Here is a 14,156-nt window from a genome sequence, read left to right as displayed (position 1 = left end):
AGAGATAGGAAGTTTTTAATAGTTTATATAATCATAAAAGCTATTGCAAACATCAAAATTTCTTATAACATCAGAGAATAGGTTATTTTTTAGTAAGAAATGAGCGAATTGGCAAAAAGCACTAGGGAAGATATAGAAGAAAAAGTAAAGAAGATTATACTAGAGCACATCAGTAAGGATGTAGAGGGATTTAGTAGTTCTTCAAAGCTTTCAGACCATGGCACAGATAGTTTAGATGCAGTTGAAATAATCATGGCAGCTGAAGAAGAATTTGGTATAGAGATTCCTGATGAAGATGCGCAAAAAATGGAAACTATGGAACAGATAGTTGAATATGTAGTAAACAAAGCAAACAATTGATGTTGAATGAGCAAAAGAGTAGTAGTTACCGGTGTTGGCTTAATTACTCCACTAGCAGCAGATGTTAATAACACCTGGTTAAAGCTGAAAGAAGGTAAATCTGGCATCAAAGCAATCAATACAGATAGGTTCGACTCTTCTGATCTTGCTTGTCAGGTTGCAGGGCAGGTGCCTGTGCAATCCGATAACGTTGAGCATTATTTTAATCCACCAGATTATATTTCTGAAAAAGACCTAAAAAGAACAGATCGTTTTATTCACTACGGAATTGCAGCAGCTGTTCAGGCAGTAGAAGATTCACTAATTTTGGAAAATAAAAATATTAATAAAGAGCGAATAGGTGTAGCTATTGGTTCTGGTATAGGTGGTCTTCCGTCAATTCAGGAAAATGTAATTACCATGCAGGAGAAGGGGCCTAGACGTGTTAGCCCATTTTTTGTTCCTGCAAGTCTAATAAATTTGATATCTGGTCATATTTCTATTAAATACGAATTTATAGGTCCAAATGACTCAGCGGTAACTGCATGTGCAACAGGTGCGCATGCGATTATAAACTCAGCAAGAGCTATAAAACTCGGTGAAGCTGACATTATGATTGCAGGCGGAGCAGAAAGTGCGTTATGCAGAGTTGGAATTGCAGGTTTTGCATCGATGAAGGCGCTATCAACTAAATTCAATGATAAGCCTGAAGAGGCCTCAAGGCCATGGGACGAAGAACGCGATGGATTTGTCATGGGCGAAGGGGCAGGTATATTAGTTCTGGAAGAATATGAACATGCAAAAAAAAGGGAAGCAAAAATATATGCAGAACTCACTGGATATGGGTTAACAGGAGATGCGCACCACATCACAGCACCACATCCAGAAGGAAGAGGCGCACTGAAGGCAATGGAACTTGCTTTAAGGAGTGCACAAGTAAGCCCAAGTCAAATTGGGTATATCAATGCACATGGGACTTCAACAACACTTGGGGATAAAGTTGAAGTAATAGCAATGAAGCAGTTATTCGGTGACTATGCCTATAAAATACCTGTTTCCTCGACTAAATCTTCTATAGGACATTTACTTGGTGCCGCAGGAAGTGTTGAAGCAATATTTAGTATCCTTGCATTAAACAATGGAATTGTTCCTCCAACTTTAAACCTACACAAACCTTCAGAAGGGTGTGATTTAAATTTTGTACCACTTAAAGCTCAAGAGCATAAAATTCAATATGCGCTTTCTAATTCATTTGGTTTTGGTGGTACCAACGCGTCTCTCATCTTTGGAAAGGTGTAGTTAATTATGCTATTTTGAATCGACTACGAAAATGTCATTCGAGTAGCTGAAACTGGAATCCAGTTAAATTGGTCAGCATAAAAGTAATGTTGAAATATAACATTTTGATGATGATGAAGAAATGGATCCCAGTGTCAGCTACTCGAATGACAGAAGAAGAAAAAGCAAAATTTTGCCTTTTACCGCTAACCTATTATACTTACTTGATAAGTTCTATCGCTTGATTAAATGCATAAAATATTAGTAAGAAGTAACCATAAGCCCTTGATTGGAAAAATCAAGATTAATGGTTCAAAGAATGCCGTCTTGCCAATAATGGCGGCAAGCTTGTTTAGTAATTCTTCAATAACTTTGCATAACGTACCTGATTTAATTGACGTGCATTTGATGTCTGAGCTGCTTAAGAGTCTTGGTGCAGAAGTAAATTTTATATGCAATAAAGACTATAAAGCAAATCATACTTTGGAAATTGACTGTAGCAATATCAATAACCATTTAATATCACATGAAATTGCAAGCAGACTGCGAGCATCTTTTTTAATGCTAGGTCCAATGCTCAGCAGATTTGGTAGAGTTTCAACAGTATTTCCTGGTGGATGTAATATTGGAAAACGTCCTGTTGACATTCATATCAAGGCACTTGAAGCAATGGGAGCTAAAATTGAAATTGATAGCTGTAATATAACTGCAACAACAAAGGGAAAATTGCAAGGCAAAGAAATAACATTTGAAAAAGTAAGTGTTGGCGCAACAGAAAATATAATAATGGCAGCAACACTTGCAGAGGGAGTAACAATAATAAACAATGCTGCAATCGAGCCGGAAGTTCTTGATTTAATAGAGTTTCTGAAGAGTATGGGTGCCAATATTGAAGTTAATAATACAAAAATCACAATAGAGGGTGTTGAAGCATTAAATGGGTGTGAGCATAAAATAATACCAGATCGCATAGAGGCCGGTACTTATGCTTTGGCTGCTATCATTACCGACGGCGAGCTAAAGTTAGAAGGAGTAAGTTTGTCTGATATAGAATGTATTGCAAATGAATTGAAGACTATAGGAGCCAAAGTTGAGTTACATGATGATGGTATTATTATTTCTAGAAAAAATGGCTCTATTAAATCTGCTCACGTTGCAACAAATCCATATCCCAACTTTCCCAGTGATATGCAACCACAACTAATGTCTGCTATGTGCATTGCAGATGGAATATCAATCATTGAAGAGAACGTTTTTGAAAGTAGATTTGCACATGCAAATGAGCTAAGAAAATTAGGTGCTAATATCAGCATCGAAAAAAATAAAGCTACTATAAGTGGAATAAAGAGCTTATCTGGAGCTAATCTATATGCTAATGACTTAAGATCAACGGCAGCTTTGGTGCTTGCTTCTTTGTTGGCTAAAGGAGAAACTACAATAAATAACTCACATCATTTATGGAGAGGATATGAGGCAATGCACGAAAAACTCAATTCATGTGGAGCTGATATCTCTGTTTCATCTTGAGAATATATTATGAATGAGACAACTAAGCGAACTACAGTAAAAGAGATAGATAAAATTCTATACGAAGAACATAAGGTGTTAGATCATGGATTTGTTCGAGTGATTGATTATATGGGCTCTGATAGCGCCATAGTTCAAGCTGCTCGCGTTTCTTATGGAAAAGGAACAAAACAGATAAATCAAGATGAAGCGCTTATAAAGTATTTGATGAGGCATCATCATACAACTCCATTTGAAATGTGTGAAATTAAGTTTCACGTGAAACTTCCAATTTTTATTGCAAGACAGTGGATAAGACACAGAACTGCAAATGTGAATGAATATTCTGGAAGGTATTCGATACTTGATAATGAATTTTATATACCAGAACCAAAACAGGTTGCAAAACAATCTGATAATAATAAACAAGGCAGCGGTGAAGCTTTTGATTCAAATACTTCCAAAGAAATAATAGATTCTCTAATAAATGATTCTAATTTAGTATATTCTCATTATGAGAAATTTATTGAGCAGGGCCTTGCAAGGGAAATTGCCCGAACTAATCTAACACTTAATTACTATACTCAGTTTTATTGGAAAATAGATTTACACAACCTTCTTCACTTTTTAAGGCTTAGAGCTGATCAGCACGCCCAATATGAAATTAGAGTCTATGCAGAAGTTATGTTGGACATAGTGAAGAAATGGGTTCCGCTGGCCTATAATGCTTTTGTTGAATACTCGCTAAAATCAGCCTGCATTTCAAAAACTGGTCTTGAAATAATTCGCAAGCTAATAAAAGGAGAAAATGTTGCGAGAGAAGAAAGTGGCATGGGTAAAAGAGAATGGGATGAGTTGATGTCTATACTTTGTAAATAACCAAAAAGATCAAGATATGTACGTTCACAGACTTGCAGGTGTGAACAACAATTGATTCATGCCTTTATCAACTGATATATCAATTATTTTTGAATTTGTTCTTTCTGTTATTTCATAAAGCTTTTCAGCTTTCTTTAACATCAGTGTTGCATTTCTAAGCGTAATAAAAATTTCGCAATAATCTGGAGAATTTTCAACATACATATTATATGAATAATGGTTTACAGCAAGTTCTATTGCCCTACAAACTTCCTCTAATGTAAAATTAGCAACTCCTGTATCAGGACAAAAGCCAATCGCTCCTTTACTAGGATCAAAAAATATGTATTTATCATTCTCTGCTTTATATACCAACATAGAATGAGCAATATTCTCGTCATCTTCATCATCTGCTCCATTACAAGCATAACAAGAAAAACTAAATTCTAAGTAGCATCCTATCTCTACATCATTTAAAGCACGTTTGATTTGTTCTTGATTAGTATAGACCCATACCTCTGTTGAAGATAAATCGTTACATGCTTGTCCATATATCGTCTCATCATAAAATGGATCTCCTTCTCGCCTTTCAATGCTCTGAACATCGAGAACAGGTAAGAATTGCAATAAAAACTGCATCATTAATAACTCAATCGTTTGTTCTTTTCTTTCATCAATATAGTCCATAAAATCTTGTTCAGATATAATATTACCAGACTCGAGGAATTGAACAAAATCTTTCCTATTCTCTAATCTTATAAAGGTAATAAAGTAATTTAATGGGTGACATAACCCTTCTTCAGGGTCAAAATCTAAAATTTCTTCAAATCTACTTTTTAATTGTCCAATTCCAGATATGCTATCTGACATGAAATCATTCAAATGAAATTGAATGGCTTGCTCACTTTCAAATAATTTATTGTATTGTTCTTCAGCTGATAAATCTGGTGCTTTATATACATATCTACCATTTTCTCTATGTATACCTTCTATATCTTTAATTATACCTTGTTCTACATTTTTACTGATAGCAGTTTTATGCTTCCCTCTGTTGGCAAATTGATTTAAAAACTCCGCAATTTCCTGTTTTGAGAGTCTTGTTTCAACTTGTCCATCTTCTCTATCTTCAGTTTTATAAAACACTTTAACTCTAGGATGTTCCTTATCAGTATAGACTTTTAATACAATAGATTGAGCAATGCGATTAACATATTTTGGCATATTGATTATTAAGATATTAACTATGTATCTTAATAATAGTATAACCTACACCACTTGTCAATTAATATATTAGTAAATTAGTATTATTTATTATATAAAAAAGTAAATTACATAGTGGATGGTCAGTGCTTAACACTGGAATCCAGGAATTTTGATTCTAAATTTGGTATTGATTTTAAATTAAAATAAATGTTTGTGATGAGATTATATGAAAAACTGGATCCCAGACTGGGATGACAAGAGAAGGAAACACTGGGATGAAAGAAGATGAAACCACTGGAACGTTTATTTTTGAAAGTAAATTGCATAGCAGATGGTCAGTGCTTGACACTGGAATCTAGTTTCACCTTATGATGGTTTTATTCAAGTAGCCTCTATCCAAGTGCCCCTTTGGTGTCATCAGAGTAGCTGACACTGGGATGGCTTTGTTGCATCACACTTTATGAGATGGTGATTTATGGTAAATTCATGTAACTATCTCAAATTTAGCCATACCAATATCAGTGAATTTATTAAGCAAATAGCATTTAGTTCTTTTTCTCGATTTATCTCAGATTTATTCCTAAACAAATACTTGCTTCAACCTTGAGAAAAATCCTTCTATATAAGATCTTTTCCCATAATGTACTTCCTTTTTCCACTCTTTTACACCATCTTGTCCATATAATTTTATTAACCTAATAGCAGCATTTCTGTCAGACATATAATCTATTTTTGAATGTTCTGCTGCATCCTTTTTTGGTAGAACTTTTGTCTTTATATCGTATTTCTTACACAATTTATAAAGTTTTTGCCTATCGTATGCCCTATCTGCATATAATGCTTTTATTTTGTGCTGAAAATTAACTTCTTCAAGCAAATCGCAAGTGGTCAGAGTAGACGCCATTACTGTATCTTGCAGCTATAGCTTTTTTACTATTCACACTTAACATAACATGTAACTTTCTTACTTGCTCGTAGCTTCGGTACTTTCTATCTGCACTGTTTTCCTTACTGTAGCCAGGAGTGTTACTGTAAATTTGTGCTATCTATGATAATTTCAATATTTTCCATGTTGCTTTTATCAATCCTGCAATCATTTATCTTAATATTAAGTTTTTTTTGATGCTTGTGAATAGCTGCAAATTTTTTCCTATTTGTTGCAGATATCCTTTTATAAACCCGACTGTTTGTCTTAAACCAATTCTAAAGAAACTGACGATTATATGCACTAAAATCACAACTTTATCACTATAAATATAGTTGCCGCCCTGCATTTTTGGACTATTTTCATACCAATTTTCGATAGCTTCATCGATGTAACGAAAAATATTCTCCCTTTTTTCAAGGAATTTGTTATATTCGTTTTGGTTACTGACTTTCATTTTCTGTGGCATATTTTTTCTTCAACAGTTAAATGGCTGTTTTATAATGAATTTTGTCAGTAACTGCCAGTTCTTTTCACTTGAGCGATGCAACAAAGCCCACTGGGATCCAACTAAGTTGGTAAACACTTTACAACGTTTTTTGCACAAAAGGACTGGATTCTAGCGTCACGCGCTAGAATGATATCAACTTTTGAATTCCAGTTATGCAAGAAATCTATTCATTTGAAACTTGTTTGAGAAACGTAGCTATAAAAACCGCAGGTACCAGTTGGTTTTTATTAGCTAAAGTAAAGGTCAAATATCTGGAATTCTGGACATAAAATCCCCCTGTAAAAAAGATTAGAAAAAAATGCAGCGCACATATGACAGAAATTAAGTATACACTGAAGAGGATACGCTACATTTTTTATGAGTTTAATAAAAAAGGTCTGCAGACGGAGATAGATTTTGAGCTCTTAAAATATCTCTATTTGTAATTATAATGAGATTTAAAATATGCGGAAGTAATTTTTTGTGTCCGCTTAGCAGGGTGGCAAAATAAGATAGACAGATACATTTTTGCATCAAAACGCTCCTCAAATGTATCAACTCGGTCCTGTGATTCCTTCTCCACTAATTTGTTCAGTAGCTGAAATACCTAATTTAGTACGTGGGTTCACTTCGTGAACTTTCTCATTAACCTTTTTTTCTACATCTTCTATGTCACTACCAATTGCCATAATTGCAGGTTGAAAATCTTTCATCAAATCTAGCAATTTCTGCATATCTTCCTCATGAGTACTAGTACCCTTGCTTATAAGATTGTTCAAAAGACCAGCCTTATCTTCCCCTATTAACTGTCCTATGGCTGCTAGTTGCTCTTGATTCTGAAGCATTTTTATTATTTTTATTTCATTACTAAGCATTGTTCTTTTTCCTTCATCAGCTTCAAGATTCTTTTCCATTAAATTGCTTATTAACTTTTCAAAATTATTCTCTCTTGCTTGAATTGTAGGCAATTTATCGATCACATCTTTCACAAAACTTTTCACTTCTTTTCCTGCTTTCATCGCTCCTTCTTTTATCTCACCTCTATGCTGATATATAGCATAACCAATAGCAGCTATAGCAACTAGTGCTACAAACCCTACTAATGCTGCTCCGCCAACAATTAATGCACCAGTCACTCCTCCTACTGTTAATAAACCTGCTAGTGCACCTGTTAGTGTTGTCACTGCTGCTCCACTTATTACCCCCTGAGCTAACAGTTGGTTACCTAAAGCTTCAAGCTCTTTCTCCATGCCTTCTGTTTTATCTGCTAGTTTTATAAATTTTTCTAATTCAACTTTGTTCTTCTCAAAATTCTCGAACATAAGACTCATTACACCCTCAATAACAACTGGTTTGTTCATCAGAAATTTACTGATATCTGATTTGTCAGAAGTTTCACCTTTCTTTTCAAAGCCATCTAGTATTAGTAGACTATCCAATTTTTGTAACAAATCCTCTTTTCCAATAATATATTCCACTACACTTTCAATTAACTTCTCGGAAATAGCTGAGTTTGCTGCACCACCTTGTACCATATTCAATTCCCATCAATTATAAATATGCCTAATTATATATACTAATTATTAATTATATTATAATTGACATAAAATAATTACTCCTTTCCAAATATGGAATTTGTATTACAATACCTAGATTATATGAAATCAAGGTATTTTATGGGTGAGAAAAAATTAAGAGCCGCTGTGGTTTTATCAGGATGCGGCCACCTCGACGGCACAGAGGTGAGAGAAGCAGTTTTAAGTTTGCTTGTGCTTGATCAGCAGGAAGTTGAAGTCACGTGCTTTGCTCCTGATGTTGATATCACACAAGTTATGAATCACAAAACAAAAGAAGCAGTAAAAGAAAAAAGGAATGTACTTGTAGAATCAGCAAGAATTGCAAGAGGTGAGATAAATGATTTAAGAGAAGCTAAAGCTGAAAATTTTGACATGCTAGTCGTACCTGGTGGATATGGAGTTGCGAAAAATTTATCTGACTTAGCTGAAAATAAAACAGTAATGCCTGAGTTTGAAAGATTAGTCTCAGAGTTCTTTGTTGCAAAAAAGCCAATAGGAACTATATGTATATCTCCAGCCATTATTGTTTTAATTTTAAGTAGCAAGATAGGTAAAGAAGAAAGTAAGATTAAGGTAACTATAGGAAACGACAAAGACCAGTTGATAGAGAAGCTCGGCGGCGAACATATAACATGCGATACAAAGCTATCAATAGAAGACGAAAAGCATAATATATTTTCCTGCTCTGCTTATATGCGTAGTGATGAAAGTACACACTCTGTATATCAAGGAATAAAACACATGATTGACAGTATGGTGAAAAAAATTAATAAAAAAACCAAACAACCATTTCTCTAAAGTGTAGTTTCTTATACAATTAATTATGTTATACTTCCAGTTGCATTATTGCTGTAGCCAAAGTAATCTATAGTTGCTTATTAATGATGAATTGTATTTAGTATATAAATTTAGTTCTTTTTTTTATAGATTTAAATATGTTAGATCTTTTTTATATTAAAAGTGAGTGTTGTATAGATGGTCAGTGTGATACTTATGCAGGAAAAGTGAGTATTAATGATGTCATGTTGGGCAAGTTTAGCCTAAATTCACAAAGTGGGAAAAAGGCTATGGTAAATCTAGACATCGTTACATTCGATATCCATATTGCTATGGATGGCCAAGATGGAAGGATAATAAAAAGAGACCTTAAGGGTCCTGAATTTGTAATTAAAGATGACGGTTCCTGGTATATTAATAAGAATCTTGGTAATGATAAATTTGAAATTATAGTAAAGCAGTCATGATATGAAACATAGTGAGCGGAGCTTGCTTTTTAGCAATGTTTACATACTTACTTAAAAAATGGAGATTATCTTAGCTGAACCACGCGGTTTCTGTGCAGGGGTTAAAAGAGCTGTAGACATATTAGCAATCACTTTAGAGAAATACAAAAATGAACGCCAAGTTTATGTACTACACGAAATCGTTCATAATAAGTATATAGTAGAGGACTTCAAGAAACAAGGAGTGGTTTTTGTAAGCAGCATAGAAGACATTAAAGACAATAGAGGAATATTGATCTTTAGCGCACATGGAGTGTCGAAAAGTATAGAGGATGAGGCAAAAAGAAAGGGTGTTCAAGTGATTGATGCAACATGTCCATTAGTTAGCAAAGTACATAAAGAGGCAAAAAGGTATGAGGATAGTGGTAAAGAATTAATTCTAATTGGACATGAAAATCATCCAGAAGTTAAAGGAATTATAGGAAGAGTAAGTAATCCTATATCTCTAGTGCAAACTATGCAAGACGTATACAATTTACAAATCAAAGATCCAGATAATTTATCTTATGTAACACAAACCACGTTAAGTATTGACGATACCAAAGAAATTATTGCTACACTGAAGCTCAGATTTCCAAGCATTACAGGCCCCGACTTAAAAGATATATGCTATGCAACACAAAATAGGCAGAACGCTGTTAAAAAATTGGCTAAAATTACAGACGTAGTGTTAATTGTAGGAAGCAAAAACAGTTCAAATTCAAACCGTTTATTAGACCTGTGTATTTCCAGAGGAAAAAGAGCCTATTTGATTGATAATTATAAATGTATGAACAAAAATTGGTTGCAGGGCGCAGAAAAAATAGGAATTACTGCAGGTGCTTCTGCTCCTGATATATTAGTTGATGAGCTAGTAAATTACTTAAAAATAAATATGAATACAAAAGTTTCAGTCATGCCAGATGGATTCACTGAAAATGTTCAGTTCAAGTATACTAAATGGTAATGTGCAACAACGTGCGTCAAATCAAGTCTTTAGCTCAATTCAATTTTCAGTCTGTTGGAGAATAAAATATCAAGCTGAGATATAATTAATCCTCGTTTGTCAGGTTAAGTTGTGTCTAGCACAAATATAAAAAACCTTCATCATACAAAAGGGTTAATATTACTACTAATTTTATCAAAAACTTATAATATAAGTAATATTGTCATCTAATGTTTAATGAATTTCAATAAATTACCTTTTTAATTCTAGATGAGTATACACTTTGTTAATATGTTTGGGTCAAAACCCAAAAGTAAGTTTATGCTTTCTATAGGAAAAGAAGGCACAATGTTACTATATTTTAAAAATGATACTTTAAATAAAAGATATTTTGCTAAGGACAAAAATAATAAAGTTGTTTCTGACTCAATTTCATGTCTCTCATCAGATAAAAAAGCACCCTTATATCTGGTTCTCAATCACACTGATCAGAACTATTTGCTACAGTCTATCCCAAGAGTAAATAGGATTAGTGCTTATCTATCAGCAAAAACAAAAGTAGAGCATTTTGCTCATAATAACGATATAAATTCTATTCTCTTGGTCGAAAAGCCGAATAAATTTAATCAAAACTGGTGGTATCTATTTGTTTCATCAAAAGCAAATCATTTAATAGAATATTGGTTGGACGTGTTTGTTGAAATAGGCTCTAACTTTAAAGGAATATTAATGTTTCCTATAGAACTAGTCAGTATAGCAAAAAAGATTCTACACAAAGATCCTAGTAACTGGAAAATTATAGTTGCTGCAACTAAAACAGGTGGCTATAGACAAGTGGTTCTTAAAGAGAACAAAATGATATTTACACGTTTAATACCATTTACTAATGATAATTTACCAGGAATCATTGCTGGTGAAATATATCAGGAAGTGAAAAATACAATTCAATCTTTAACTAAGTTTGGATTTGAAAAAAATGACCCTATCGACCTTTGCATCATAGTATCAGAAGCTATTAAATCTAGTTTATCAGTTATAAATTTTTCAGAGAATAGTGTGAACATATTGACTCCATATGAGCTAGGTAAACTATTGGGAGCAGAATTAGCTATATGCGAAAAAGATAGCTTTTGTGATACTACAATTTTGTTCCATAGCTTTAAGAATAAGCCAACAGATGTTTTTAATACAAAAGAAACTAAAGAATTTTATCTATTCAATTACCTTTATTTAAACTCTCCTCGGATTTTTCTATACCTCCTTTTGACTTTAATTGTAATTAACACCTTTTGTTTGCGGAATTTGTATTCGAATTTTAATATTGCTGATAATTTATCTGCAAAGCGGAGTGCTTTAAATAACAAACTAATAAAACTTAGCCAAAGCTATAATGTAAAAAAGATAGATGAAGTTTACGATTTTATTAATATCAATAATATTTTATCAAAAATAGAGTACTCTCCTCTCACACAAGTTAAGTATGTAGAAAAGCTAAAAGTACCAGATGTAGAGCTTCAATTATTTGAGTGGAATTATAATGAGGCAAAAAGTTATATTACCACAACTTTAAGGTTTAATTTTCAATCTGGTAAAGACATTTCTTATCAATACGAGAAACTACAGAAAAATTTAAACGATAATTTCCGTACTCATGATATTAGTATTTCTAGCTTACCTACTACTAAAGAGAAAAATCTATCTATTGATGTTGAAATAGGAGAGGCAATGTAGATTGATGACTATCTCTCAACTAAAAAGAAAAGCTACAATTCAGTGCATATATTACTTATTGTTATCTATTGTATTAATAGGGTTATCAACGTGTTTTATTATCTATAACAAAAAGGTTTATAATAAAAATCAAACTGCAGCTGAGGAAATACGCTCTATTAATTTACAGATCATTGAAATTCAAAAGAAAGAAGTCGTTCTAAATAAAAACCTAGATTTATGGAAAAGAATTTCTTCTTCAAATTTACATAGTAGCAGATACATTACAAATTTAAATTTTGAGCTTAACAAGCTATATAAAAAACACTACATGTTAGAACCTGAAATATCAATTTCTATACCTGAAGAAGCTGAACTCCACAATAAAAGTGAACATACAAAAGTAATAAGAAGTGAAGTGGTTCTAAGTTTAAGCTCAATTAGCGATAAGCATATTTTTTTATTTCTACAGTCTATTCCAAATCTTCCTGGTTATGTTATGATCAGATCTCTTACCTTGAATAAGCAGAGAAATATAGATGCTAAAGTTATAAACCAGATTTTAAGTGGTAATATGATAGAGATAGTGAGAGCTAGTATAGTTTTTGATTGGTATACCATATTAAGTAGATGAATATAAAGTTGTTTTTTATTTTTACGCTGCTATTTTTTAATTTTAGTGCATATTGCAATTGCGAAGATCTTGTAGAAAATATAGGGATTTGTAAAAAATATTCTTGTCAACAGCATATTAGTAATGAAGATTTTATTGAGCATAAAATATTAGGGTTAAATAGTGAAAATTTATGTGTATATATAGAAAGACAAGGCAATGATGAAATGGTCTGTCATCATTCTAATGATGGAATGATTATAGAAAAGAAGTACTTAAAAAGTATTTTAAAAGTTGGAAATCAAGAAATAAATGACTTCATTGATATAGCAAATTTGCGTGCGAAGGAGTGTTTTTTTATCAACAATTATTATATAGATCGAGACGATATAATAAAAGAGGCAGCAGAGAGTACTTTATCGCAATATGGTAGCATAAAAAGCATTTTTTTTGATGAAGAGCAGGTTAATAGAATAGTTAGTGAGATGGAAAAGTTTAACTTACAGTCTTCAGGAGTTACAGAGGAAGAAAATTTCAATTGTAAAGTAGTCAGTTTAGATTCAATTTTATACTTTTCCCCCGATACATGGAAAATATGGGTAAATGGAAAGTTGTTTATAAATACTAAGGATTTAAAAGTGCACTCAGTAACTGAAAATTATGTAACTTTTTCATGGGCTGTAAACCAAAAGATAACAAAAGAACGGATAAGCAATTCTAAAAATGTACATTTTGGACATGGAGGTATTATGTTTACGCTTTATCCAGAACAAAAATTTGATTTAGATAGTTTATCTATTAAATAATCTAATACATCTGCGCTTGTAGCTCAGTTGGATAGAGCGTTGCCCTCCGGAGGCAAAGGTCGTGGGTTCGAATCCCTCCAAGCGCGTTTTTAATTAAATTTGACAATAATACTCTCACATAAGATAATAAAGAGATTTATTTTAAAGCATAATTATGTCTAGTGGTACTATAAATAAAGTCATATTAGTTGGTAATTTAGGAAAAGATCCTGAAATTAGGACTACACAAAATGGAAAAGAGATGGCAAGTTTTTCGATAGCCACATCTGAAAGTTGGACTGACAAATTTTCTGGTACGCGCTCTGAAAAGACAGAATGGCATAATATTGTAATTTTTAGTGAAGGATTAGTAAAAATTGTTAAGGATTTTGCGCGCAAAGGTAGTAAAGTTTACGTTGAAGGTTCTCTGAGAACTAGAAAATGGACTGACCAAAATGGTAGCGGAAGGTATACGACAGAGGTGGTGCTATATAACTTTAATAGTGCCCTTACCCTTTTAGATTCACGCAACAGTATGTCAAACTCTGATTACAAGCCAAGTGAATACAAACAAAATGAAACAGAACAAAAAGATAAACACGGAAGTTTTGACAACGATATAAAAGACGAACTAATCGATGATGAAATACCATTTTAATAACTT

At 32.8% G+C, this 14,156-nt stretch carries 14 protein-coding genes, 1 tRNA gene and 1 pseudogene; 13 read left to right on the top strand and 3 right to left on the bottom strand.

The window, feature by feature from the left end; all coding sequences use genetic code 11:
- Positions 1–99 precede the first annotated feature (99 nt).
- The 5 genes from acpP (at position 100) to thyX (ending at position 4,002) form a co-directional block, all read left to right on the top strand.
- Positions 100–360 (top strand): acyl carrier protein, encoded by a 261-nt coding sequence (acpP, locus tag OOL01_RS00215; RefSeq protein WP_064085853.1) that lies wholly within the window; start codon positions 100–102, stop codon positions 358–360.
- Positions 361–366: 6 nt separating this feature from the next.
- Complete coding sequence (gene fabF / locus OOL01_RS00210; RefSeq protein ID WP_264686842.1) at positions 367–1,638, top strand: beta-ketoacyl-ACP synthase II; 1,272 nt, start codon at positions 367–369, stop codon at positions 1,636–1,638.
- Positions 1,639–1,724: 86 nt separating this feature from the next.
- A complete protein-coding gene (locus OOL01_RS00205) occupies positions 1,725–1,862 on the top strand; it encodes a hypothetical protein (RefSeq protein WP_158307661.1) in 138 nt (45 codons plus the stop codon).
- Positions 1,863–1,866: 4 nt separating this feature from the next.
- Positions 1,867–3,144: a UDP-N-acetylglucosamine 1-carboxyvinyltransferase gene (murA, locus tag OOL01_RS00200; RefSeq protein WP_264686841.1), complete on the top strand. Its 1,278-nt coding sequence runs from the start codon at positions 1,867–1,869 to the stop codon at positions 3,142–3,144.
- A gap of 9 nt (positions 3,145–3,153) precedes the next feature.
- Positions 3,154–4,002 (top strand): FAD-dependent thymidylate synthase, encoded by an 849-nt coding sequence (gene thyX, locus OOL01_RS00195; protein ID WP_264686840.1) that lies wholly within the window; start codon positions 3,154–3,156, stop codon positions 4,000–4,002.
- 24 nt (positions 4,003–4,026) lie between these two features.
- On the opposite strand, the gene OOL01_RS00190 is transcribed toward thyX, so the two are convergent.
- The 3 genes and pseudogenes from OOL01_RS00190 to OOL01_RS00175 all read right to left on the bottom strand — a co-directional run bounded on the left by OOL01_RS00190 (position 4,027) and on the right by OOL01_RS00175 (position 8,134).
- The gene (locus OOL01_RS00190; protein ID WP_264686839.1) at positions 4,027–5,202 is read right to left on the bottom strand and encodes a hypothetical protein; all 1,176 of its coding nucleotides are present in this window, start codon (positions 5,200–5,202) and stop codon (positions 4,027–4,029) included.
- Positions 5,203–5,668: 466 nt separating this feature from the next.
- Positions 5,669–6,578 (bottom strand): annotated as a pseudogene (locus OOL01_RS08585) (transposase).
- A gap of 575 nt (positions 6,579–7,153) precedes the next feature.
- Entirely contained in the window at positions 7,154–8,134 is a 981-nt protein-coding gene (locus tag OOL01_RS00175; protein ID WP_264686837.1) for a glycine zipper family protein, read from the bottom strand.
- 141 nt (positions 8,135–8,275) lie between these two features.
- Here OOL01_RS00175 and elbB point away from each other — a divergent pair, with 141 nt between their 5' ends.
- From elbB to ssb, 8 genes are all read left to right on the top strand, one after another.
- A complete protein-coding gene (elbB, locus tag OOL01_RS00170) occupies positions 8,276–8,974 on the top strand; it encodes an isoprenoid biosynthesis glyoxalase ElbB (protein ID WP_264686836.1) in 699 nt (232 codons plus the stop codon).
- A gap of 137 nt (positions 8,975–9,111) precedes the next feature.
- Entirely contained in the window at positions 9,112–9,420 is a 309-nt protein-coding gene (locus OOL01_RS00165) for a hypothetical protein (protein WP_264686835.1), read from the top strand.
- Between the two features lie 58 nt (positions 9,421–9,478).
- Positions 9,479–10,405 carry a 4-hydroxy-3-methylbut-2-enyl diphosphate reductase gene (gene ispH, locus OOL01_RS00160; RefSeq protein ID WP_213863831.1) on the top strand — a complete coding sequence of 309 codons (927 nt, stop codon included), beginning with the start codon at positions 9,479–9,481 and terminating at the stop codon, positions 10,403–10,405.
- A 270-nt stretch (positions 10,406–10,675) separates the two neighbouring features.
- Positions 10,676–12,115 (top strand): hypothetical protein, encoded by a 1,440-nt coding sequence (locus OOL01_RS00155; RefSeq protein ID WP_264687271.1) that lies wholly within the window; start codon positions 10,676–10,678, stop codon positions 12,113–12,115.
- A gap of 4 nt (positions 12,116–12,119) precedes the next feature.
- Positions 12,120–12,728, top strand: coding sequence for a hypothetical protein (locus OOL01_RS00150; protein WP_010406999.1), 609 nt, complete (start codon positions 12,120–12,122; stop codon positions 12,726–12,728).
- Positions 12,725–13,513 carry a hypothetical protein gene (locus OOL01_RS00145; protein WP_010407002.1) on the top strand — a complete coding sequence of 263 codons (789 nt, stop codon included), beginning with the start codon at positions 12,725–12,727 and terminating at the stop codon, positions 13,511–13,513. Before OOL01_RS00150 ends, OOL01_RS00145 begins: the two co-directional genes overlap by 4 nt.
- A gap of 12 nt (positions 13,514–13,525) precedes the next feature.
- Positions 13,526–13,599, top strand: a tRNA-Arg gene (locus tag OOL01_RS00140).
- Positions 13,600–13,667: 68 nt separating this feature from the next.
- Positions 13,668–14,150: a single-stranded DNA-binding protein gene (gene ssb, locus OOL01_RS00135; RefSeq protein ID WP_264686834.1), complete on the top strand. Its 483-nt coding sequence runs from the start codon at positions 13,668–13,670 to the stop codon at positions 14,148–14,150.
- Positions 14,151–14,156 lie beyond the last annotated feature (6 nt).

This window comes from Wolbachia endosymbiont (group B) of Rhopobota naevana (assembly GCF_947250615.1).
GTDB lineage: Bacteria > Pseudomonadota > Alphaproteobacteria > Rickettsiales > Anaplasmataceae > Wolbachia.
This window is presented reverse-complemented; position numbering and strand designations above follow the sequence as displayed.

Coding starts and splice junctions, on each gene's coding strand:
- thyX (WP_264686840.1), top strand. CDS start 3,154: ATGAATGAGACAACTAAGCGAACTACAGTAAAAGAGATAGATAAAATT.
- acpP (WP_064085853.1), top strand. CDS start 100: ATGAGCGAATTGGCAAAAAGCACTAGGGAAGATATAGAAGAAAAAGTA.
- OOL01_RS00155 (WP_264687271.1), top strand. CDS start 10,676: ATGTTTGGGTCAAAACCCAAAAGTAAGTTTATGCTTTCTATAGGAAAA.
- OOL01_RS00145 (WP_010407002.1), top strand. CDS start 12,725: ATGAATATAAAGTTGTTTTTTATTTTTACGCTGCTATTTTTTAATTTT.
- OOL01_RS00165 (WP_264686835.1), top strand. CDS start 9,112: ATGTTAGATCTTTTTTATATTAAAAGTGAGTGTTGTATAGATGGTCAG.
- ispH (WP_213863831.1), top strand. CDS start 9,479: ATGGAGATTATCTTAGCTGAACCACGCGGTTTCTGTGCAGGGGTTAAA.
- fabF (WP_264686842.1), top strand. CDS start 367: ATGAGCAAAAGAGTAGTAGTTACCGGTGTTGGCTTAATTACTCCACTA.
- ssb (WP_264686834.1), top strand. CDS start 13,668: ATGTCTAGTGGTACTATAAATAAAGTCATATTAGTTGGTAATTTAGGA.
- OOL01_RS00190 (WP_264686839.1), bottom strand. CDS start 5,202: ATGCCAAAATATGTTAATCGCATTGCTCAATCTATTGTATTAAAAGTC.
- OOL01_RS00150 (WP_010406999.1), top strand. CDS start 12,120: ATGACTATCTCTCAACTAAAAAGAAAAGCTACAATTCAGTGCATATAT.
- OOL01_RS00205 (WP_158307661.1), top strand. CDS start 1,725: ATGTTGAAATATAACATTTTGATGATGATGAAGAAATGGATCCCAGTG.
- murA (WP_264686841.1), top strand. CDS start 1,867: ATGCATAAAATATTAGTAAGAAGTAACCATAAGCCCTTGATTGGAAAA.
- elbB (WP_264686836.1), top strand. CDS start 8,276: ATGGGTGAGAAAAAATTAAGAGCCGCTGTGGTTTTATCAGGATGCGGC.
- OOL01_RS00175 (WP_264686837.1), bottom strand. CDS start 8,134: ATGGTACAAGGTGGTGCAGCAAACTCAGCTATTTCCGAGAAGTTAATT.